The organism is Streptomyces sp. NPDC005899 (assembly GCF_040629645.1).
GTDB lineage: Bacteria > Actinomycetota > Actinomycetes > Streptomycetales > Streptomycetaceae > Streptomyces.
In genome coordinates, this window is record NZ_JBEXWB010000006.1 from 18621 (window position 1) to 38356 (window position 19736).

Consider the following 19736-nt stretch of genomic DNA (forward strand, 5'->3'; position numbering starts at 1 on the left):
GCGGACACGAAGCCCCCGGTTGTTCCCCCGTGATCGGGGGCTTCGTTCTGCCCTCGCACCTCCCTCCGCCGACGCCGGACGGGCCTCCCTGATCACCGTCGGTCACCGGCACACAAGCGCCGGTAACGTACTTAACCAGGCACTCCCCACGCCGGTACGCTGCGTCCCGCTGCGGTCAATTCCCGCCCCCTGCACGGTGATTAGCATCGCCGCGATGGGCATGCTGTGCGGGCAGGCATTCTGGGGCACGGTTTGTGGGGGACCTGATGGACATCGGCACGCAGGGCGCACAGGCCCCGGCCGACCTGGCCTGGCTGCGGGGGGTGGACGCCTACACGATGGGCGCCTACCCGCAGGCCGAGGAGGAGTTCAGGACCGCGGTGCGCGTCGACCCCGGCATGGCGGACGGCTGGCTCGGCCTGCACGCCCTGCGGATCGACACCACCACGGCGCTGCTCCGCATGTACCGCCATCGCGACCGCTTCGGCGAGCAGCGTGCCCGGTACCGCCGCCCGCTCAACTCCTGGTACTGGCTGGGCTGGTGGGTGCAACCGCTGCTGGAGAGCCCGCGCGACCTGCTGCTCGCGCACGCCTCGCACTGGCTCGACGGCCGGCACGTGCCGGAGCTGGACCGCGCCCTGGCGGGTCTTCCGCCGGTCGACGCGGATCCGCAGGTCCGCTTCCTGCACGCGTGCCGGGCCTACCTCGTCAAGGACTGGGAGCAGCTCGTGCGCACCACCGAGCCGCTCGTCGACGATCCGCTGCTCGGCATAGAGTCGGGCCTCTTCGGCGGCATGGCCCGGGTGCGCCTGGAGATGTACGGGCAGGCGGAACCCCTGCTGGCCGCCGCCCTGATGCGCTGCCGGAGCGAACAGCCGCAGCGCAAGGAGTTGCGCTACTGGCTGGCCAGGGCGCACGAGGGCACCGGGCGCAGCGCGGCCGCGCTCCCCCTGTACCGGGCCGTGCACCGCGTCGACCCGGCCTTCATGGACACCTCCGCACGGCTCGCGGCGATCTCCGACGGCGACGGCTACGACGAGGCCGCCGGGTACGCCGCGGTGTCCCTCACCGGGTTCGCCCCGGACGGCCTGGCGGCGGAGACGCAGCCGGACGGTGAGGCGGCGCTGGGCACCGACCTGGTGGACGGCCGTGACCCCTGGCTCGGCGGGGACCCGCAGGACCTGCCGGAAGCCACCGTGTCCCCGCCCCGGCCCGGCGGGCCGCGCGCGGAGCCGGGGACACCGGGGGGCCAGGCGCACTCCGGTTTCCCGGCGGGGCCGAGTGATCCGGCGCTGCTCGCCCAGGCGCTGGCGCAGCTCGAGCGCATGGTGGGGCTGGAGCCGGTGAAACGGCAGGTCAAGGCGCTGTCGGCGCAGCTGAACATGGCGCGGCTGAGGGCCGAGGAGGGTCTGCCCGTGCAGCCGCCGAAGCGGCACTTCGTCTTCTCCGGGCCGTCCGGGACGGGTAAGACCACGGTCGCCCGCATCCTCGGCCGGGTCTTCTACGCCCTCGGGCTGCTCGGGGGCGACCACCTGGTGGAGGCGCAGCGCTCCGACCTCGTGGGCGAGTTCCTCGGCCAGACGGCGGTGAAGGCCAACGAGCTGATCGACTCCGCGCTGGGCGGGGTGCTGTTCGTCGACGAGGCGTACAGCCTGTCCAACTCCGGCTACAGCAAGGGCGACGCCTACGGTGACGAGGCGTTGCAGGTCCTGCTCAAGCGGGCCGAGGACAACAGGGACCACCTGGTGGTGATCCTGGCCGGCTATCCGGAGGGCATGGACAGGCTGCTGTCCGCCAACCCTGGCCTCTCCTCCCGCTTCACCACACGGGTCGACTTCCCCAGCTACCGCCCTCTGGAGCTGACCGCGATCGGCGAGGTGCTGGCCGCCGAGAACGGCGACACGTGGGACGAGGAGTCCCTGGACGAGCTGCGCAGCATCAGCGGGCACGTGGTCGACCAGGGCTGGATCGACGAGCTGGGCAACGGCCGCTTCCTGCGCACGCTGTACGAGAAGAGCTGCGCCTACCGTGATCTGCGGCTCTCCGGGTACACGGCCGCGCCGTCCCGGGAGGATCTGGCGACACTGCGGCTGGCCGACCTGATGCAGGCGTACGGCGAGGTGCTGTCCGGCCGCGGACCGGCGGGCCGCGGCACCCAGGAGCCGGGGGCCCTGTGACGCCGGCGGGCCGCCGGGCGGGGTGACCGCCCGGCGGCCCGTCGCCGCGAGGTCAGCCGAGCGGGGCCATGACCTTCGGCACGTCCACCGTGCGGCGCGGCACCGAGACGCGGTGGGCCGGGTCGCGCACCTCACCCACGAGCGTCTCCAGGACGTCCTCCATGGTGACGAGGCCGAGCACCTTGCCCGAGGCGTCGGCGACCTGCGCCAGGTGCGTCGCGGCGCGGCGCATCACCGTCAGGGCGTCGTCCAGGGGGAGTTCCGCCCGCACGGTGGCCATCGGCCGCCAGACGTGTTGCGGGACGGCCCGCTCACCGTCCTCCAGCTCCAGCACGTCCTTCACGTGGAGGTAGCCCATGAAGGGGCCGCCGCCCTCCGCGCAGACGGGGAAGCGCGAGTAGCCCGTCCGCACGGTCAGCTCCTCCAGCCGGCGCGGGGTGACGGAGGGGTCCACCGTCACCAGCGAGGCCCGGTCGAGCAGCACGTCGGTGACCGGCCTGCTGCCGAGTTCGAGAGCGTCCTCGAGCCGTTCCTGCGCCTCGGGCTCCAGCAGTCCGGCCTGCCCGGAGTCCTCGACGAGCCGGTTGAGCTGCTCGCTGGTGAAGGCGGCCTCGACCTCGTCCCTCGGCTCGACGCCGAAGACGCGCAGGACCAGCCGGGCGCAGGCCCCCAGCGCCGAGGTGACCGGCCGGCAGAGCCGGGCGAAGCCGACCAGGGCGGGGCTGAGCCACAGGGCAGTCTTCTCGGGCGCGGCCATCGCCAGGTTCTTCGGGACCATCTCGCCGACGACGAGGTGGAGGAAGACCACGACGACGAGGGCCAGGGCGTAGCCGAGCGGATGGATCAGCGCCTCGGGCAGGTGCACGGCGTGGAAGACCGGCTCCAGGAGGCGGGCGAGCGTGGGCTCGGCGACGGCTCCGAGGGTCAGGGAGCAGACGGTGATGCCGAACTGTGCGGCGGCCATCATCTGCGGCAGGTTCTCCAGGCCGTACAGGACCTGTCCGGCCCGGCTCGACCCCTTCGCGGCCAGGGGTTCGACCTGGCTGCGGCGTACGGAGACGAGTGCGAACTCGGCGCCGACGAAGAAGCCGTTCGCCAGGACGAGGAGCCCGGCGAAGAGCAACTGCACGAGGCTCATCGCACGGCCTCCAGGAGGTCCCGGGTGAGTTCGGCCGAAACGGGCCGTGTCACGTCCGTGAGGCGCACGAAGCGGACCTGTTCGGCGCGGTAGTGGCCGACCTGGCGGACCACGACCCGCCAACCGGGCAGTTCGGCCCGGTCGCCCGGGGCGGGGATGCGGCCCAGCAGGCCGGCGACGAGCCCCGCCACGGTCTCGTACGGCCCTTCGGGCACCTCGAGGCCTATGCGCCGCAGGGTGAGCACCCTGCAGCTGCCTTCCACGTCCCAGGCCGGCCGGCCGTCGTCGGCGACCACGGGGGTCAGATCGGGCCGGTCGGCACCTTCCGCGTCGTGCTCGTCGCGCACCTCGCCGACGAGTTCCTCGATGATGTCCTCCAGCGTGACGACGCCGGCGGTCCCGCCGTACTCGTCGACCACCACGGCTATCGGCTGCTCGTTGCGGAGCCGCCGGAGCAGCTGCTCGACGGGCAGTGTCTCCGGCACGAGGAGCGGCGGCACGGCGATGCGGCCGGCCGGGGTCCGCAGCCGGTCCGGGGCGGGGACGGCGAGCGCGTCCTTCAGGTGGACCATGCCGACGACCTCGTCGATGCGGTCCCGGTAGACCGGGAAGCGGGAGAGCCCGGTGGCCCGGGTCAGGTTCAGCACGTCCGCCGCGGTCGCCGACGACTGGAGCGCGCTGACGCGCACCCGGGGGGTCATGACGTGCTGCGCGGTGAGCCCGGCCAGGGACAGGGTGCGCACGAAGAGGTCCGCGGTGTCCTGTTCCAGGGCGCCGGCCTCGGCGGAGTGCCGGGCCAGCGAGACCAGCTCACCGGGGGTGCGCGCGGAGGCCAGCTCGTCGGTGGGTTCGACGCCCAGCAGCCGCACCAGCCGGTTGGCGACGGTGTTCAAGGCGGTGATCACCGGTCGCAGGAGGGTGGAGAACCGGTGCTGGGGGCCGGCGACGAAGCGGGCCACCTGGAGCGGCCGGGAGACCGCCCAGTTCTTCGGGACGAGTTCGCCGATCACCATCTGCACGGCGGAGGCGAGCAGCACGCCGATGACGACGCTCACCCCGGGCACGGCCCCGCCGGGAAGACCGGTGGCGGTGAGCGGTCCCGCCAGCAGCCGGGCGAGTGCGGGTTCGGCGAGCATGCCGACGACCAGCGAGGTGATGGTGATGCCCAGCTGGGTGCCGGAGAGCTGGAAGGAGAGTTCGCGCAGGGCCGACACGACGGTGCGGGCTCTGCGGTCGCCTTCGGCGGCCGCGCGTTCGGCGTCGGGCCGTTCCACCGTGACGAGCCCGAATTCGGCCGCCACGAAGAATCCGTTGACGAGGATGAGAAGGAATGCCGCGCTGAGCAGCAGCAGGGGGGTGGTCATGCCGCCGCCTCCGGGGGGAGGGCGGCGCAGGTACTACCGGACGATCCGTCCATTGCTGGAGGGAGTCACTCCTTGGGTCGCAGGAAGGCCCCGCCGGCCTCGTGGCCTCGGGTGCGGGGCGGGGCGCGCAGTGCGCCGCCGCCCTCCAGAGTAGTCAAGAACAGGCCGTGCGGGGCAGGGGGCTCAGCCGTTCCGCGCGCTGCCGTTCACTCCGCTGCCGTGGAATTCGGCGAGTGCGCGGAGCGTACGGGCGTCGCGGATGGCGTGCTGCTTGGCGATTCCGGGCTGGATGCCCAGGGCCGGCAGGCTGGTGCCGTCGCTGAGGTCGAGGAAGACCCAGGGGTCACCGGCCCGCAGGTTGACACGCAGGATCTCGGCCCAGGCCAGCCTGCGCGTCCGGGTGATGTTGACGACGGTGACGCCGGACTCGTCCGCGACGATCCGGGGCCTGCTGAGCAGGGCCAGCACGCCGAAGAAGAGGAGGGCGACGAAGACGAAGCTGGTCCGCTCCCCCGGGCTCAGCCGTTCCAGTGTCAGCGCGATCGCCGTGATGACGACGAACGTCGCCGCTCCGACGGCGAGCAGCACCACCCGGCTGTGGGTGGGCCTGAAGGTCGCCGGGAGCGCGGGGAGTTCGGGCGGCCGGGGCGCTGGGGCGGACATGGGCGCTGTCGTCCTTCGGTGTTCTGGTCCGGCCGTCACCGGGGACGGCGGGTGGGGACGGGGTACGGCCGTCAGAGACGGCAGGCGTGGATGGCCGTGGTGAGGATGGCGCGGGCGCCGAGCTCGTACAGGTCGTCCATGATCCGCTGTGCCTCCTTGGCGGCGACCATGGAACGGACGGCGACCCAGCCCTCGTGGTGCAGGGGCGAGATGGTCGGCGACTCCAGGCCCGGGGTGAGGGCCACGGCCCGCTCCAGGTGCTCGACGCGGCAGTCGTAGTCCATCATCACGTAGCTGCGGGCGACCAGCACGCCCTGCAGGCGGCGCAGGAACTGCTGCACCTTAGGGTCGTCGGCGGGGGCGCCCGTGCGGCGGATCACCACCGCCTCGGAGGTCATGATCGGCTCGCCGATGACCTCGAGGCCGGCGTTGCGCAGGCTGGTGCCGGTCTCGACGACGTCGGCGATGACCTGGGCGACGCCGAGTTCGACGGCCGTCTCGACCGCGCCGTCGAGGTGGACGACGGAGGCGTCGACGCCCACGTCGGCCAGGTGCTTGCCGACGATGCCCTCGTAGGAGGTGGCGATCGTCATGCCGCCGAAGTCCTGCGGGCCGGTGGCCGTGCCGGGCTTGGTGGCGTAGCGGAACGTGGAGCGGGCGAAGCCGAGCTGGAGGATCTCCTCGGCCTCGGCGCCGGAGTCGAGCAGGAGGTCGCGGCCGGTGATGCCGATGTCCAGACGGCCCGAGCTGACGTAGATCGCGATGTCGCGGGGCCGGAGGTAGAAGAACTCGACCTCGTTGACGGGGTCGACGAGGACGAGCTCCTTCGACTCCTTGCGCTGCTGGTAGCCGGCCTCATGGAGCATCGCCATCGCAGGCCCGGAGAGTGCACCCTTGTTGGGGACGGCGATGCGCAGCATGAGGTCGGGTTTCCTTTGTGCGGAGGGATGTTCGGGGACGTGCGGAGCCGGCTGCCCCGCGGGGCGGCCGGAGCCCTGTGGGCCGGCGCTCAGAGGTGGGCGTAGACGTCGTCGAGGGAGATCCCGCGGGCGACCATCATCACCTGGACGTGGTAGAGCAGCTGCGAGATCTCCTCGGCGGCTGCTTCCTTGCCCTCGTACTCGGCGGCCATCCAGACCTCGGCGGCCTCCTCGACGACCTTCTTGCCGATGGCGTGCACGCCCTTGTCCACCAGTTCGGCGGTGCGGGAGGTGGAGGGGTCGCCGTCGGCGGCCTTGAGCTGCAGCTCGGCGAAGAGCTCTTCGAAGGTTTTGTTCGCCATGATGGTCCTTAGAATACGGGGTCCCGGACCGCTGCTCAGCGCCAGGGTTCGCTGACGGTGCGCAGTGTGGCGGCGGTGGCGACGGCGGCGGTGACCGCTTCGTGCCCCTTGTCCTCGTGGGAGCCCTCGAGGCCGGCCCGGTCGAGTGCCTGTTCCTCCGTGTCACAGGTCAGGACACCGAAGCCGACGGGGACCCCGGTGTCGACGGTGACCTGGGTGAGGCCGCTGGTGACTCCCTGGGACACGTACTCGAAGTGGGGGGTGCCGCCGCGGATGATCACCCCGAGGGCGACGATCGCGTCGTAGCCGCGGCCGGCGAGCACCTTGGCGACGACCGGGAGCTCGAAGCTGCCGGGGACCCGCAGCAGCGTCGGCTCGTCGATGCCGAGGTCGTGCAGGGCGCGCAGGGCCCCGTCGACGAGTCCGTCCATGACCTTCTCGTGCCACTGGGCCGCGATCACGGCCACCCGCAGGTCACCGCAGTTGCGTACGGACAGTTCGGGTGCGCCCTTGCCGCTCATGTCTCTCCTGAGTGTTTCGTCGGTGCTTACTGGTTGCCGCAGGTCGACACGGTGGTGGCGTCGAGCCAGGGCAGGTCGTGGCCCATGCGGTCGCGCTTGGTGCGCAGGTAGCGGAGGTTGTGCTCACCGGCCTGGACGGGCATGGGTTCGCGCCCGGTGATGCCGAGGCCGTGGCTGACGAGGGCGGCCGTCTTCTCCGGGTTGTTCGTCATCAGCCGGAGCGAGTGGACGCCGAGGTCGCCGAGGATCCGGGCGCCCGCCGCGTAGTCCCGCGCGTCGGCGGGAAGGCCGAGTTCGAGGTTGGCGTCGAGGGTGTCGGAGCCGCGCTCCTGGAGTTCGTAGGCCCGCAGCTTGGACAGCAGCCCGATGCCGCGGCCCTCGTGGCCGCGCAGGTACACGACGACGCCGCGCCCCTCGGCCGTGATGCGCTCCATGGAGGCGTGGAGCTGGGGTCCGCAGTCGCAGCGCTGGGACTGGAAGATGTCGCCGGTCAGGCATTCGGAGTGGACGCGCACGAGGACGTCCTGGCCGTCGCCGATGTCGCCGTGGACGAGTGCGACGTGCTCGACGCCGTCGACGGTCGAGCGGTAGCCGTACGCGGTGAACAGGCCGAAGGCGGTGGGCAGCCGGACCTCGGCCTCGCGGCGGACGGTCGGCTCGGCGCTGCGCCGGTAGGCGACGAGGTCCTCGATGGAGATGATCGTGAGGCCGTGCTTGCGGGCGAAGGGGACGAGCTCGGGTAGGCGCAGCATCACGCCGTCCTCGCCGGCGATCTCGACGATGGCGCCGGCCGGCCGCAGTCCGGCGAGGCGGGCCAGGTCGACGGCGGCCTCGGTGTGGCCGTTGCGGACGAGGACCCCGCCGGCGCGGGCGCGGAGCGGGAAGACGTGGCCGGGGCGCACGAAGTCGTCGGGTCCCGCCACGCCGCCGGCCAGCATCCGCAGGGTGGTGGCCCGGTCGGCGGCGGAGATGCCGGTGCTCACCCCGTGGGCGGCGGAGGCGTCCACCGAGACGGTGAAGGCGGTCCTCATCGACTCGGTGTTGTGCTCGACCATCTGCGGGAGCCGGAGGCGGTCCAGCTCGTCGCCCTCCATGGGCGCGCAGATCAGGCCGCGGCACTCGCCCATCATGAACGCGATGATCTCGGGGGTCGCCTTCTCGGCGGCGATGACGAGGTCGCCCTCGTTCTCGCGGTCCTCGTCGTCGACGACGACGACGGGCCGTCCGGCGGCGATGTCGCGGATGGCCTGTTCGACGGGGTCGAGGGCGAGGTCGCCGGCGGTTCGGTCGTGCAGCCAGGCGGGCTGGGCAGTCATGCCGTGGCTCCTTCCAGAGCGGGTGTCCGCGTGCGCAGCCACCAGTCGCGCATGCCCCACAGGACGAGGGCCCCGTAGACGATGTAGATGAGACCGGAGAAGGCGAGGCCGCTGTGGAAGTTCAGCGGGACACCGACGAGGTCGACGAGCAGCCAGGCGAACCAGAACTCGACCATGCCGCGGGCCTGGGCGAGCATCGCGACGAGGGTGCCGGCGAAGATGTACGCGTCCGCCCAGGGGCTCCAGGAGAGCGACGGGAAAGCGGTGAACAGGGCGCCGACGGCGAGGGTGCCGAGGGCGGCGCCGCCCACCAGGTACGCGCGTTCGCGCCAGGTGGCGAAGCGTACGGCGATGGAGCCGTCCTGTGCCTTCTGCCTGCCGCGGGTCCACTGCTGCCAGCCCCACACGGCGACGGCGACGACGATCAGCTGCTTGCCGACGCTGCCCGCCTGCTGCACGGAGACGTTCGCGGCGATGAGCACGAGGCCGGACAGGAGCTGGGCCGGCCAGGTCCACACCGAGCGGAGCCAGCCGAGGGCCAGGGCGATCAGGCCGACCGTGTTGCCGATCATGTCCGACCAGATGATGTGCTGCCCGAAGGCGGTGAACGCCTCGGAGTTCAGCCAGTCCAGGGCGCTCATGCGACCGGCTCCCCGGGTGCGGCCGCGGCGCCGGGCGCCACGGCAGTCGCGGCCCCGGCGGCGGGCGCGGGGGCGGCCCCGGCGTTCGGGCCGAGCAGCCTCTCGACGTACTTCGCGAGGACGTCCACCTCGAGGTTGACGGGGTCGCCGGGCCCCTTGATGCCGAGCGTCGTCAGCGCGAGGGTCGTCGGGATGAGGCTGATGGTGAAGTGGCCGGATGCGGCGTCGACGACGGTCAGGCTCACGCCGTCGACGGTGATCGAGCCCTTCTCCACCACGTAGCGGGTCAGCTCCGCGGGCAGGGAGATCTTCACGATCTCCCAGTTCTCGGAGACGGTGCGTTCGAGGATGTGGCCCGTGCCGTCCACGTGGCCCTGGACGATGTGTCCGCCGAGCCGGCCGCCGAGCGCCATGGGACGTTCCAGGTTGACCCGGGAGCCGGCCTCCAGCGCGCCGAGGCTGGAGCGCTTGAGCGTCTCGGCCATGACGTCGGCGGTGAACTCGTGTTCGCCGAGGTCCACGACGGTGAGGCAGACGCCGTTGACGGCGATGGAGTCACCGTGGCGGGCGCCTTCGGTGACCACGGGGCCGCGCAGGCGGAAGCGGGAGGCGTCGTCGAGTTTCTCGACGGCGGTGACCTCACCCAGTTCTTCGACGATTCCGGTGAACACTCAGTTTCCCTTCCGAGCAGGAACGGGGACGGCGGTGATGCGCAGGTCGGGGCCGAGACGGACGGTCTCGGTCACGTCGAGCCGCAACGCCTGGGAGATGGTGGAGATTCCGGCGTCGGCGAGGGCCGCGGGGCCCGCGCCGAGAAGGACCGGGGCGAGATAGCCGACGACGGTGTCGACCGCTCCCGCGGCGACGAAGGAGCCGGCCAGGACGGGCCCTCCTTCGAGGAGTACGGAACGGACGCCGCGGGTGTGCAGGGCCGCGAGCAGGGCCGGGATGTCCAGCCCCCGGCCGGCGGCGGCGCGGGGCAGCCGCAGCACCGCTTCCCCGGGCAGGTGCGCGGTGTCCGCGTCCTCGGCGACGGCGACCAGGGTGGGCGCGGTGCCGTCCAGGACCCGGGCCCCGGGCCGGACGGCGGTGGCGGCGGTGTCGACGACCACCCGGAGCGGCTGGACGGCGCCCTCGACACCGCGTACGCCCAGCTGCGGGTCGTCGGCGCGGGCGGTGCCGGAGCCGACCACGACGGCGTCGGCCTCGGCGCGCAGCCGGTGGACGTCGGCGCGGGACTCGGGCGAGGTGATCCAGCGGCTGGTGGCGTCGGCGGCGGCGACACGGCCGTCGAGGGTGGCCGCGTACTTCCACCGGACGTAGGGGCGGCCCCGTCGTACGGAGGTGAGCCAGGCCGTGTTCCCGGTTGCCGCCTCGTCGGCGAGGAGGCCCTGCTCCACCTGGACGCCTGCGGCACGCAGGGTGTCCGCACCGCCTGTGGCCTGCGGGTTCGGGTCACCGACCGCGTACACGACACGGCGGACACCGGCGTCCAGGAGCGCCTGGGCGCAGGGGCCGGTCCGGCCGGTGTGGTTGCAGGGTTCGAGGGTGACGTAGGCGGTGCCGCCGCGGGCGGCTTCACCGGCCTGGCGCAGGGCGTGGATCTCGGCGTGCGGCCCTCCGGCGCGCCGGTGGTGGCCCTCGCCGGCCTGTTGCCCGGTGGCGTCGAGGACGACGCACCCGACGACCGGGTTGGGGCTGGTGGCGCCGAGTCCGCGGGCTGCGAGCGTGATCGCTCGCCGCATGGCGGTGATGTCGGCTGCGGTGGCCACCGGGTCCTCCTGCCTCTTCGGGCACGGACTCCGGGGCCTGTCGATGACGACAGAGGAAGCGGAACGCTACGGGGAACGCCGGACCGAGGGCACGGACGAACCCGCCCCGGAACCTCCCGGAACGCGTCCGCCTACGGCGGCGTACCCGTGACGACCCGCCGCGCACTGCCTCCCATCCGGACTTTAACCGTCGGTCCAGGAATCCCACCTGGTCAACCGGCCGCTGGCTGCGGACGGGTCGCGGACTATAACCGCCGGTTCGGAATTGCACCGACCCCGGAGTGCGCTGCTACTGGTACATCACTCATTGTGCCACGGCCGTCGTTGAGCCGAACGGGTGCCCGCTGTGGGGCGGCTCACAGCGGGCGCGCCGGCGGGGGTCCACCTGCCCGGCTCCGGGGAAATGGTCCAGACCTATTGACTCACTGGTCTAGTCCTCTTAATCTCTGCGTCACCTCCGAGGAACGCCTGCCGGGTGTGCGCACACCCGGACCACGCGACAAGCCCCCTTGCCACTTGTGTTCTGCCGACCTCCCCAGGAGGAACAACACATGCTGTCCCCCACCCGCGCGAGAGCCACCCTGCTCGCGGCCGGCGCAGCCGTCGCCGGACTGCTGCTGGGCTCGCTCACCGCGATTCCGTCGGCCGCCGCCGCCGACCAGGAGTCCTGCCGGCCCGACGGGCTGTACCGGACCCCCGGCGTCGACGTCCCGTACTGCTCGGTCTACGACTCCCAGGGCCGCGAGAAGATGGGCGCCGACCACCAGCGGCGTGTCATCGGGTACTTCACCAACTGGCGGACCGGCAAGGACGGCACGCCGGCCTACCTCGTCCCGGACATCCCGTGGGACAAGGTCACCCACCTGAACTACGCGTTCGCGCACATCGGCGGCGACAACAAGATCTCCGTGGGCACCGACGGCCCGCAGAACGCCTCCACCGGGATGACCTGGCCGGGTGTGGCGGGCGCCGAGATGGACCCCGCCCTCCCCTACAAGGGCCACTTCAACCTGCTCAACAAGTTCAAGAAGCAGCATCCGGCCGTGAAGACCCTGGTCTCGGTGGGCGGCTGGGCGGAGACCGGCGGCTACTTCGACGACAAGGGCACCCGGGTGAACTCGGGCGGCTTCTACTCGATGGCCACGAACGCCGACGGATCGGTCAACCAGAAGGGCATCGACACCTTCGCCGACTCCACCGTCGCGTTCATCAAGAAGTACGGCTTCAACGGCGTCGACATCGACTACGAGTACCCGACGACGATGAAGGACGCCGGGAACCCGCTCGACCACACGCTGGCCAACGCCCGCCGGGCCGGCCTCGTCAAGGGCTACGGCGCCCTGATGAAGACGCTGCGCGAGAAGCTGGACCGGGCGTCCGCCGCCGACGGCACGCACTACCTGCTGACCGTCGCGGCCCCCTCCTCCGGCTACCTGCTGCGCGGCATGGAGACCTTCCAGGTCCAGAAGTACCTGGACTACGTCAACATCATGTCCTACGACCTGCACGGCGCCTGGAACGAGTACGTCGGCCCGAACGCCTCCCTCTTCGACGACGGCAAGGACGCCGAACTGGCCCAGGCCGGCGTCTACTCGACGTCCCAGTACGGCGGGACCGGCTACCTCAACACCGACTGGGCGTACCACTACTTCCGCGGTTCCATGCCGCCCGGCCGGATCAACATCGGGCTGCCCTACTACACCCGTGGCTTCAAGAACGTGCAGGGCGGCACGAACGGGCTGTGGGGCAGGGCCGCCACCACCGACTGCCCCGCGGGCGCCGGACTGACCAAGTGCGGTGACGGTGCCGTCGGTATCGACAACCTCTGGCACGACCTGGACACGAACGGCAAGGAGTCCCCGGCCGGCTCGAACCCGATGTGGCACGCGAAGAACCTGGAGAAGGGCGTCGTGGGCGACTACGTCACCCGGTACGGCTTCCCGGCCGGCACGAAGCTGACCGGCACCTACGCCCGCAACTACGACGCGACGCTGGTCGCGCCCTGGCTGTGGAACGCCGAGAAGAAGGTCTTCCTGTCCACCGAGGACGAGCAGTCGGTGGCCGCCAAGGCGAACTACGTCGTCGACAAGGGCATCGGCGGCACGATGATCTGGGAACTGGCCGGCGACTACGGATGGAACGCCGCCAAGGGCCAGTACGAGCCCGGCTCCACGCTGACGTCCGCGATGTACGAGAAGTTCAAGTCGGCCACCCCGTACGGTGCCACCCGGTCGACCGTCGACCTGCCGGCCAAGGCGCTGGACATCGACGTGGCGTTCGAGCAGTTCCCGCTCGGTGACTCGAACTACCCGATCGGCCCGAAGCTGAAGATCACCAACAACACGAGGGCGACCCTGCCCGGCGGCACGGAGTTCCGCTTCGACTACGCGACCTCCGCCCCGGCCAACGCCAAGGACCAGTCGGGCTTCGGCACCACCATCGTGCGCAGCGACCACACCGCGGCCAACAACGTCGGCGGACTCAAGGGCGACTACAACCGCGTGTCGCTGAAGCTGCCCGCCTGGCAGACGCTCGCCCCGGGCGCCTCCGTACAGCTGGACTTCGTCTACTACCTGCCGACCTCGACGCCTTCGAACTGGACGGTGACCTTCGGCGGGGCCACGTACTCCCTCGCCGGAGACCTGGCACGCGGCACCACCGTGGTCCAGCCGGGCACCGGCACCGGCCCCACCCCCGACCCGACCCCGACCCCGACCCCCGGCACCTGCGCCGCGACCGCCTGGAGCGCTACGGCGGAGTACGGAGCGGGGGCGACGGTGAGCCACGGCTCGCACACCTGGAAGGCCAAGTGGTGGACCAAGGGCGAGACACCCGGCTCCACCGGTGAGTGGGGCGTCTGGCAGGACCTCGGCGCCTGCTGAACCCGGACCTACCGCCAGGCACCGACCGCCCGGTGACGACGGGCCACCGCCGCCACCGGGCCCAGCGCTCCGGCTGGGTCAGGAGCTTCCGGTCCGGCCTCCGTACAGAGCGGCGGGCCGTGCCGCGCGCCGCAGTACCGGCGCCCGGCGCGGCCTCCCGCTGATGTCGCTCAGCCCGACAAAACCGACCTACGTCGCCACCCCTGTGCAGTGCCATGATGAGCGTCCCTGGTGCAACTGCAGGAGGGACCCGAACGCAGTGGGCTCGGCCGCGCGCCCCCGAGCCCCGCCGTCCGGTGTCATCTGAGTAGCCGTGCTCAGGTCCATACAGAAACCTGCGGAGCATGGGCAGCATGCTGATGTGCGTTGTCATCCCGTGCCACCAGCCTGCCTGTTGACACATCGTGATCGCGCCGTTTCACTACGCGTAGAATCCCGGGTTTTTCGGCCCCTACGCTCGGGGTAACTCACCGCCCTCCCGGTCAGCGTGAGGATGAGTCGGTAACGCCACATCCCATCGCGGAAGGGCAGCCTCGTCGGTTCAACCTAGGAGCACTCCATCATGGCTAAGACCACCCAGCTCCGCACCTACACCGTCCGCGACGGTCTGCTGGACGAGTGGGCGCAGAGGTGGAAGGCTGAAATCCTGCCGCTGCGGCTTGAGTTAGGGTTCGCGATCGGCGGCGCTTGGGTCGACCGGGAGCACAATCAGTTCATCTGGCTGATCTCCTACGACGGCCCGGAGACGTTCGCGGAGCGCAACGCGATGTACTGGGACTCGTCCGCCCGCAGATCGATGGATCTAGATCCGGACGACTACCTCGTGGGTACCGAGGAGCGGACCGTGGAGGATTGGAACTGAGCCGACGCGCCGGCTACGCCCCCGCCAGGGGAAGCAAGTGCCGTCGCCGTTCGCCCTCGTCCAGCGACCGGAAGACACGTCCCCGGGCATGGGCTTCAAGTCGGTCGAAATCGGGGTCGGCGGACCAGACGCGGGCCGTTCCGTCGAAGGAGGCAGTGAGCAACCGCGTGCCGTCACGGGACCATTCGACCGAGGACACCTTGTCCTGGTGGACCCCTACGACGGCGATCTCCTCGAAGGTGTCGGCACTCCAGACACGTACGGTCCGGTCGTCCGAGCCGCTGGCGATGAAGCGGCCGTCAGGAGACCAGACCACACAACGGACGCGCCCTTCATGGCCCTTGAGCACATCCATGCGACGGCCTGTGGTGACCTCCCATACCGCCACCGTCCAGTCTCCGGAGGCCGTGGCGATCCGCTGTTCGTCAGGGGCCCAGGCGACGTCGTCGACGTAGTTGTCGTGACCGCGCAGGACGGTCAGTTGCCGGCTCTCCGCGACGTCCCAGAGGCGGCAGGTACGGTCGTCCGACGCGCTGGCGAGGAGCCCCCCGCCGGGCGACCAGGCGACGCTGCCCACCCAGTCCTGATGGCCGGCAAGCGCGGTGAGTTCGGTGCCGGTGTCAGCCTCCCTCACACGCACAATGCAGTCGTGTCCGCCGGTGGCGATGCGGCGACCTTCGGGTGACCAGGCGCACGACTCGACGACCTCTCCCCGTTGTTCGACCAACACAGCGCCGGTGTCGTCCAGGACGCGGAAGAGACCGTCATTCGTACTGAGCGCCAGCCTGCCGTCCTGGGACAGCGGAGACCACGCCACGCTCCAAACCCGGTCGTCGAGCCTCAGCGGCTCTCCTGCGGGGGTCCCGTCGCCGGAGGACCAACGGCGTACGGTCGCGTCGTCGCAGGCGGTGGCGATCCACTGTTCGTCGGCGGACCAGGATGCCTGATTCACCGGGCCGCGGTGTCCGTCGGCCGCCACGACCTCCGCTCCCTGTGGCCGTAGGTCCCACACGATCGCGGAACCGTCGGTCGAGCTTGTGGCGAGCTGGCTGCCGCAGGGCGACCACGTCACACCCCAGACCGTGTCGCTGTGGCCCCTGAGCACCGCTAGCACCTTCGCGTCCTGGGCACTGACCAGACGCACGGTGTGGTCGGAGGACGCGGACGCGAGAGCCCTGCTGTCCGGGGACCAAGCCAGGTTCCACACGTAGTCGGTGTGGCCGCGCAGCAGCAAACGCAGTGCACCGGTCCGGGCGTCCCAGATGCGAACCGTGTGGTCCCCGCTGCCCGTGGCAATGGAAAGGCCGTCCGGCGACCATGCGACGCCTTCGACGAAGTCCGTGTGGCCTTCCAGAACGACATCGGTGGTGCCCGTGGCAAGGTCCCACACGCGGGCCGTCTGATCGTGTGAGGCCGAGGCGAGCCGGGTGCTGTCGGGCGACCAGGTGACGCCCCAGACGTCGTTCCGGTGCCCCTCCAGTTCCTGTGTGAGTCGCCCCGTCCCGGCCTCCCACACGCGCAGGGCGCAGTCCTTCGAACTGGCGGCGACATACCGTCCGTCCGGTGACCATGCCACCTGCCTCACGATGTCCGTGGGACCGGTCAGCAGCCGGACGGGCTCGCCCGAGGCGGCGTCCCAGATGCGTACGACGCGTTCTCGCCCTGCTGTCGCGACGCATGTGGAGTCCGGCGACCACGCGACCGACTCGACCATCGCCCCGTCGGACGGAAGGACGAGCAACGACTGCCCGGACCGGGCCTCCAGAACCCGGGCGCTGCCGTCACGCGACGCAGTGGCCAGCCGTCGGCCGTCCGGTGACCAGGCAATGTGCCGGACGGTGTCCGTGTGCGCATTCACTCGCGTACGGAGGTGGCTCGCTGCCAGCGCCGCCATGAGGCCGCGGCGGGCCGAGGGGGTCGGCGTGCATTCGCCGAGAGCGGCCAGGGACAGGAGTATGGCCCGCTCCGGGTGCGTTTCTGCGCTTCCGAGCGCGTATTGGCCGATACTCTCCGACACTCGGCGGAGGAAGGCCAGATCGCGCCGCAGCGACGACTGCACCAGCAGGCGAACCGGCTCAGGTGCGAGGCCTGACTCCTCCAGCGCGGTGAGCCTGCGCCGGGCAAGAGTGAGCCGCTCCCCGGTGAGGAGGTAGTCGTCACTGCGGCCGGAGCGTTCCCAGTCCTGGGCCCATCGCTCCAACTCGGCCCGCTCACGCAGCTGGTCCGCGCGTGACTCGACCTCCTGGCGTAGCGGGGCCCACTGGCGGAACAGCGCTTCGTGCGTCACCTGTGCGTAGGGCGCCTCCTGGCCGGGGGTTCCGTCGCCGGCCGCGTCCGACATCAGCAGACGCGCGTCGATGAAGGCGTCCACGACACGCCGTTCCCGATCGGTGAGCTCGGACAGCGGGACACGTTTGCGAGCCACTTCCTGGCCTTGGACCGTGACGAACCGGAGGAGGACGCGCAGGACGAAGGCGATCCCCCCGGCATGGTCGAGCTCTGACACCGTGTGGTCCGCCTGCCGCGAGAGGGCACCTGCCACGCCACCCAAGTTCCGGTACAGCTCCTCGGTGACCGTCCCGCCCGGACCGGAGGCGAAGTAGAGCTCCTGGAGGAGGTAGGCGAGCAGCGGCAGGGCGTCATCCGTGCCGGCGTCGTCGACGATTGCATCGACGACACCCGGTGCGAAGGAGAGGCCCACCAACGCGGCGGGGCCCTCCACGACCTGAGCGAACTGGCTCCGCCCGAGCCCGCCGACGGTGACGGGATGTTGGCAGATTTCGGCGTGGCCCGTGGTCAGGAGCCTGCCGAGGAAGTCCACCCGCAGGGTAGCCAGGACGCGCACGCTCGCATCCTGTTCCACGCACAGGCGGAGTGCGTCGAGGAACTGGGCTCGTTCCCGCTCACCGGCGAGGGTGACGACCTCCTCGAACTGGTCCACAACGAGCAGTACACGTCGGAATCGGCCGCCACGCAGGCGGGTCAGTTCTGTCCTGAGCGCTGTTGGGCCCTGCCGTAGTCGCCGCAGGACGGCACTCACGGATTCCCTCTCCCCGCCCGCGGATGCGATGGCCGCTGCCATCGCGCTCAGCGGGGTGGTCCCTGGGGTGAAGGCGGGAATCAGCGTCCATCGCCGGTCTCGCAGGCGAGGCATGACGCCAGCTTTGACCAGTGAACTCTTTCCGCTTCCGGATGCGCCGACGAGCACGAGGAAGCGGTCGGTCGGCCTTTCCGGAGACGTGTGCAGCCTGCGCGTCAGCTCGGCTGCCAAGGCCTCCCGGCCGAAGTACACAGCCGCCTCGTCCTCCGCGTAAGCGTCCAGTCCGGGGTACGGGATTCGGTCACGTGGCCATTCGACCTGCGGCGGCGTCGGATTCTCCAGCCGGTACACCACGACCTGGCCCACCACCATAGCGATGACCAGCACGCCGATGGCAGGGACGGATGCCTTCTGAATGACCTGTAACAGCCATGGGGCTTCATCGGCCCCGGTGGCGTAGTTGGTGACGATGCCGAACAAGCTCGCAACCAGTACCAGCATCACCTGAAGCGCGAGTTGCATGCGCTGCCTCATGGCGCACCGACGGCCGAGCCGTCTTCACTCCGCAGCACAGCATGCCCCCCGTTCCCTGATACCTCAGCTATTTTCAGGCCCGCGCCACTCGATCTCAACAGCATGTGACAGAACAAGCCATCGGGGTGACGCAGCGCGCAGTACGTGAGCAAAGGCCCAGGACTCGTTATTCGAGCGGCGGGCTCCGAGCGCCGGGGTAAAGGCTTCACTCACAGGGGGGACATGGCCGGGGAACCGAACCCGACGCTTGAGCTTCGGGGGCCGGGATGTGAGCGTCGAGAGCCGAGCGCTGTAGTTCATCCGGTAGGTAGGAGAAGGGGCCCTCAGAGTGGCCGGACATCTATGGCACGTACGGTGCCTGGCCGGCGAAGGTGACCAGGTCCGCCGGGTCTCCCGCACCTACTGGTCCCGTACCGCCCGCGACAACGAGTGGTGGGACACGTTCCTGGCCACCGAGGGCAGCCACTCCATTGCGGAAGTGGCGCCCGCTCCCCCACCGCCCAGCGATACCGCACCGACCTCATCCCCGCGGGCGACCGCACCACCCGCCACCACACCTGAGCCCACCGCTCCCCCGACGCCGCCCGCTCCCGCGCCCGCATCACCCGCCATGCCCACGCAGCGCACCTCGGTGACACCAGCCCGCCTCCTGGAGGCGATCGAGCCTCTCGCCGACGCTCTCCGTCCGCCGGTCCCTCCGCTGGTTGCTCCGGGCGTCGTCTGCGCACCCGAATCGCTGGTTCTCGATCCGTACCTTCGCATCCTGCGACGGCTCCTCGATGACGGCGAGGCCCTACGTGTCCTCGGCTTCGCCGATCAGCTCGATGCACTCGGTCCCGTGTCTGCGATCTTCAGCGGGGCCAAGGAGAAGTTCGCAGCGGCAAGGGACAAGACTGCGGCGAACACACTGGTCGCCATCACGGATCGCCGCGTCATCACGGCCAGGACAAGTGCATTCCTCGAGCAAGCCGAAATCCGTGCTGATATCTCGATCGACCAGGTGCGATACGTCCGTGCAGCGGCCACCCAGAACAAGGGCACGCGTCTGTCTGTCGACCTCATCACGCGTGACGCGAACATTTGTTGGCTCGACGCGCGCCCCTCACACCCAATTTTCCTGGCACCACTTCACAACGCGTTTCAGTTCCACCCACGCGCGGCGCCCGTCTCGCTCGGCGCCTGGCCGGCGAGCGCCTCAACGCCTGGGGCATCCCGTACGGGAGCGACGCGCATCACGCGTTGTTGCTGACCGTCGGCGAACTCAGCAGCAAGGCGGTGCGTCACGGTCACGCGTCCGGCCGCAATTTCCGCCTCCGCCTCTCCGCCGAGGGCACGGCCGTCCGCATCGAGGTCACCGACACCCGGGGCGAGTGCCTCCCGACCCCCACCCACCCGGCCCCGCCCGATCAGGAAGGCGGCCGCGGCCTCCTGTTGGTGCCCGCCCTCGCCGATCGCCGGGGCTGGTACCTCTGCGCGGACGGGCCGGGCAAGACGGTGTGGGCGGTCCTGGACGTCTCCCCGTGCTCGTAGACGCAGGATTCAGT

At 70.8% G+C, this 19736-nt stretch carries 16 protein-coding genes and 1 riboswitch; of the genes, 5 read left to right on the plus strand and 11 right to left on the minus strand.

What is annotated here, in order from left to right; all coding sequences use genetic code 11:
- Nucleotides 1–266: 266 nt before the first annotated feature.
- Nucleotides 267–2177, plus strand: coding sequence for an AAA family ATPase (locus ABZ371_RS01695; RefSeq protein WP_358672584.1), 1911 nt, complete (start codon nucleotides 267–269; stop codon nucleotides 2175–2177).
- A 52-nt stretch (nucleotides 2178–2229) separates the two neighbouring features.
- Here ABZ371_RS01695 and ABZ371_RS01700 read toward each other — a convergent pair whose 3' ends face one another.
- From ABZ371_RS01700 to ribD, 10 genes are all read right to left on the minus strand, one after another.
- Nucleotides 2230–3315 carry a hemolysin family protein gene (locus ABZ371_RS01700; RefSeq protein ID WP_358672585.1) on the minus strand — a complete coding sequence of 362 codons (1086 nt, stop codon included), beginning with the start codon at nucleotides 3313–3315 and terminating at the stop codon, nucleotides 2230–2232.
- On the minus strand, nucleotides 3312–4679 hold the full coding sequence (locus ABZ371_RS01705) for a hemolysin family protein (protein WP_358672586.1): 1368 nt from the start codon (nucleotides 4677–4679) through the stop codon (nucleotides 3312–3314). The genes ABZ371_RS01700 and ABZ371_RS01705 overlap by 4 nt, the downstream gene beginning before the upstream one ends.
- 183 nt (nucleotides 4680–4862) lie before the next feature.
- The gene (locus tag ABZ371_RS01710) at nucleotides 4863–5342 is read right to left on the minus strand and encodes a PH domain-containing protein (protein WP_358672587.1); all 480 of its coding nucleotides are present in this window, start codon (nucleotides 5340–5342) and stop codon (nucleotides 4863–4865) included.
- A 71-nt stretch (nucleotides 5343–5413) separates the two neighbouring features.
- Nucleotides 5414–6262 carry an ATP phosphoribosyltransferase gene (gene hisG / locus ABZ371_RS01715; protein ID WP_358672588.1) on the minus strand — a complete coding sequence of 283 codons (849 nt, stop codon included), beginning with the start codon at nucleotides 6260–6262 and terminating at the stop codon, nucleotides 5414–5416.
- 89 nt (nucleotides 6263–6351) lie between these two features.
- A complete protein-coding gene (locus tag ABZ371_RS01720) occupies nucleotides 6352–6624 on the minus strand; it encodes a phosphoribosyl-ATP diphosphatase (RefSeq protein ID WP_031097852.1) in 273 nt (90 codons plus the stop codon).
- A gap of 35 nt (nucleotides 6625–6659) precedes the next feature.
- Nucleotides 6660–7145: a 6,7-dimethyl-8-ribityllumazine synthase gene (gene ribH / locus ABZ371_RS01725; RefSeq protein ID WP_069173202.1), complete on the minus strand. Its 486-nt coding sequence runs from the start codon at nucleotides 7143–7145 to the stop codon at nucleotides 6660–6662.
- Nucleotides 7146–7171: 26 nt separating this feature from the next.
- Entirely contained in the window at nucleotides 7172–8461 is a 1290-nt protein-coding gene (locus tag ABZ371_RS01730; protein ID WP_358672589.1) for a bifunctional 3,4-dihydroxy-2-butanone-4-phosphate synthase/GTP cyclohydrolase II, read from the minus strand.
- Nucleotides 8458–9102 carry a nicotinamide mononucleotide transporter family protein gene (locus ABZ371_RS01735; protein WP_358672590.1) on the minus strand — a complete coding sequence of 215 codons (645 nt, stop codon included), beginning with the start codon at nucleotides 9100–9102 and terminating at the stop codon, nucleotides 8458–8460. Before ABZ371_RS01735 ends, ABZ371_RS01730 begins: the two co-directional genes overlap by 4 nt.
- Nucleotides 9099–9773 carry a riboflavin synthase gene (locus ABZ371_RS01740; protein WP_358672591.1) on the minus strand — a complete coding sequence of 225 codons (675 nt, stop codon included), beginning with the start codon at nucleotides 9771–9773 and terminating at the stop codon, nucleotides 9099–9101. The genes ABZ371_RS01735 and ABZ371_RS01740 overlap by 4 nt, the downstream gene beginning before the upstream one ends.
- A complete protein-coding gene (gene ribD / locus ABZ371_RS01745) occupies nucleotides 9774–10874 on the minus strand; it encodes a bifunctional diaminohydroxyphosphoribosylaminopyrimidine deaminase/5-amino-6-(5-phosphoribosylamino)uracil reductase RibD (RefSeq protein WP_358672592.1) in 1101 nt (366 codons plus the stop codon). It lies immediately after the preceding gene.
- 158 nt (nucleotides 10875–11032) lie between these two features.
- Nucleotides 11033–11163: riboswitch (FMN riboswitch) on the minus strand.
- Nucleotides 11164–11425: 262 nt separating this feature from the next.
- Between ribD and ABZ371_RS01750 the strand changes: the two genes are divergently transcribed.
- Nucleotides 11426–13756, plus strand: coding sequence for a chitinase C-terminal domain-containing protein (locus ABZ371_RS01750; RefSeq protein WP_358672593.1), 2331 nt, complete (start codon nucleotides 11426–11428; stop codon nucleotides 13754–13756).
- 562 nt (nucleotides 13757–14318) lie between these two features.
- Nucleotides 14319–14618, plus strand: a complete 300-nt coding sequence (locus ABZ371_RS01755; protein ID WP_358672594.1) for an NIPSNAP family protein — start codon at nucleotides 14319–14321, stop codon at nucleotides 14616–14618.
- 13 nt (nucleotides 14619–14631) lie between these two features.
- On the opposite strand, the gene ABZ371_RS01760 is transcribed toward ABZ371_RS01755, so the two are convergent.
- Entirely contained in the window at nucleotides 14632–18180 is a 3549-nt protein-coding gene (locus tag ABZ371_RS01760) for an AAA family ATPase (protein ID WP_358672595.1), read from the minus strand.
- A 622-nt stretch (nucleotides 18181–18802) separates the two neighbouring features.
- Between ABZ371_RS01760 and ABZ371_RS01765 the strand changes: the two genes are divergently transcribed.
- Together ABZ371_RS01765 and ABZ371_RS01770 are read left to right on the plus strand one after the other, a co-directional pair.
- A complete protein-coding gene (locus ABZ371_RS01765; protein ID WP_358672611.1) occupies nucleotides 18803–19441 on the plus strand; it encodes a hypothetical protein in 639 nt (212 codons plus the stop codon).
- On the plus strand, nucleotides 19402–19722 hold the full coding sequence (locus ABZ371_RS01770; protein WP_358672610.1) for an ATP-binding protein: 321 nt from the start codon (nucleotides 19402–19404) through the stop codon (nucleotides 19720–19722). Before ABZ371_RS01765 ends, ABZ371_RS01770 begins: the two co-directional genes overlap by 40 nt.
- The last annotated feature ends 14 nt before the right edge of the window (nucleotides 19723–19736 follow it).

Coding starts and splice junctions, on each gene's coding strand:
- ABZ371_RS01705 (WP_358672586.1), bottom strand. CDS start 4,679: ATGACCACCCCCCTGCTGCTGCTCAGCGCGGCATTCCTTCTCATCCTC.
- ribH (WP_069173202.1), bottom strand. CDS start 7,145: ATGAGCGGCAAGGGCGCACCCGAACTGTCCGTACGCAACTGCGGTGAC.
- ABZ371_RS01720 (WP_031097852.1), bottom strand. CDS start 6,624: ATGGCGAACAAAACCTTCGAAGAGCTCTTCGCCGAGCTGCAGCTCAAG.
- ABZ371_RS01750 (WP_358672593.1), top strand. CDS start 11,426: ATGCTGTCCCCCACCCGCGCGAGAGCCACCCTGCTCGCGGCCGGCGCA.
- ABZ371_RS01760 (WP_358672595.1), bottom strand. CDS start 18,180: ATGCAACTCGCGCTTCAGGTGATGCTGGTACTGGTTGCGAGCTTGTTC.
- ABZ371_RS01730 (WP_358672589.1), bottom strand. CDS start 8,461: ATGACTGCCCAGCCCGCCTGGCTGCACGACCGAACCGCCGGCGACCTC.
- ABZ371_RS01695 (WP_358672584.1), top strand. CDS start 267: ATGGACATCGGCACGCAGGGCGCACAGGCCCCGGCCGACCTGGCCTGG.
- ABZ371_RS01710 (WP_358672587.1), bottom strand. CDS start 5,342: ATGTCCGCCCCAGCGCCCCGGCCGCCCGAACTCCCCGCGCTCCCGGCG.
- hisG (WP_358672588.1), bottom strand. CDS start 6,262: ATGCTGCGCATCGCCGTCCCCAACAAGGGTGCACTCTCCGGGCCTGCG.
- ABZ371_RS01735 (WP_358672590.1), bottom strand. CDS start 9,102: ATGAGCGCCCTGGACTGGCTGAACTCCGAGGCGTTCACCGCCTTCGGG.
- ABZ371_RS01755 (WP_358672594.1), top strand. CDS start 14,319: ATGGCTAAGACCACCCAGCTCCGCACCTACACCGTCCGCGACGGTCTG.
- ABZ371_RS01765 (WP_358672611.1), top strand. CDS start 18,803: ATGCCCACGCAGCGCACCTCGGTGACACCAGCCCGCCTCCTGGAGGCG.
- ABZ371_RS01700 (WP_358672585.1), bottom strand. CDS start 3,315: ATGAGCCTCGTGCAGTTGCTCTTCGCCGGGCTCCTCGTCCTGGCGAAC.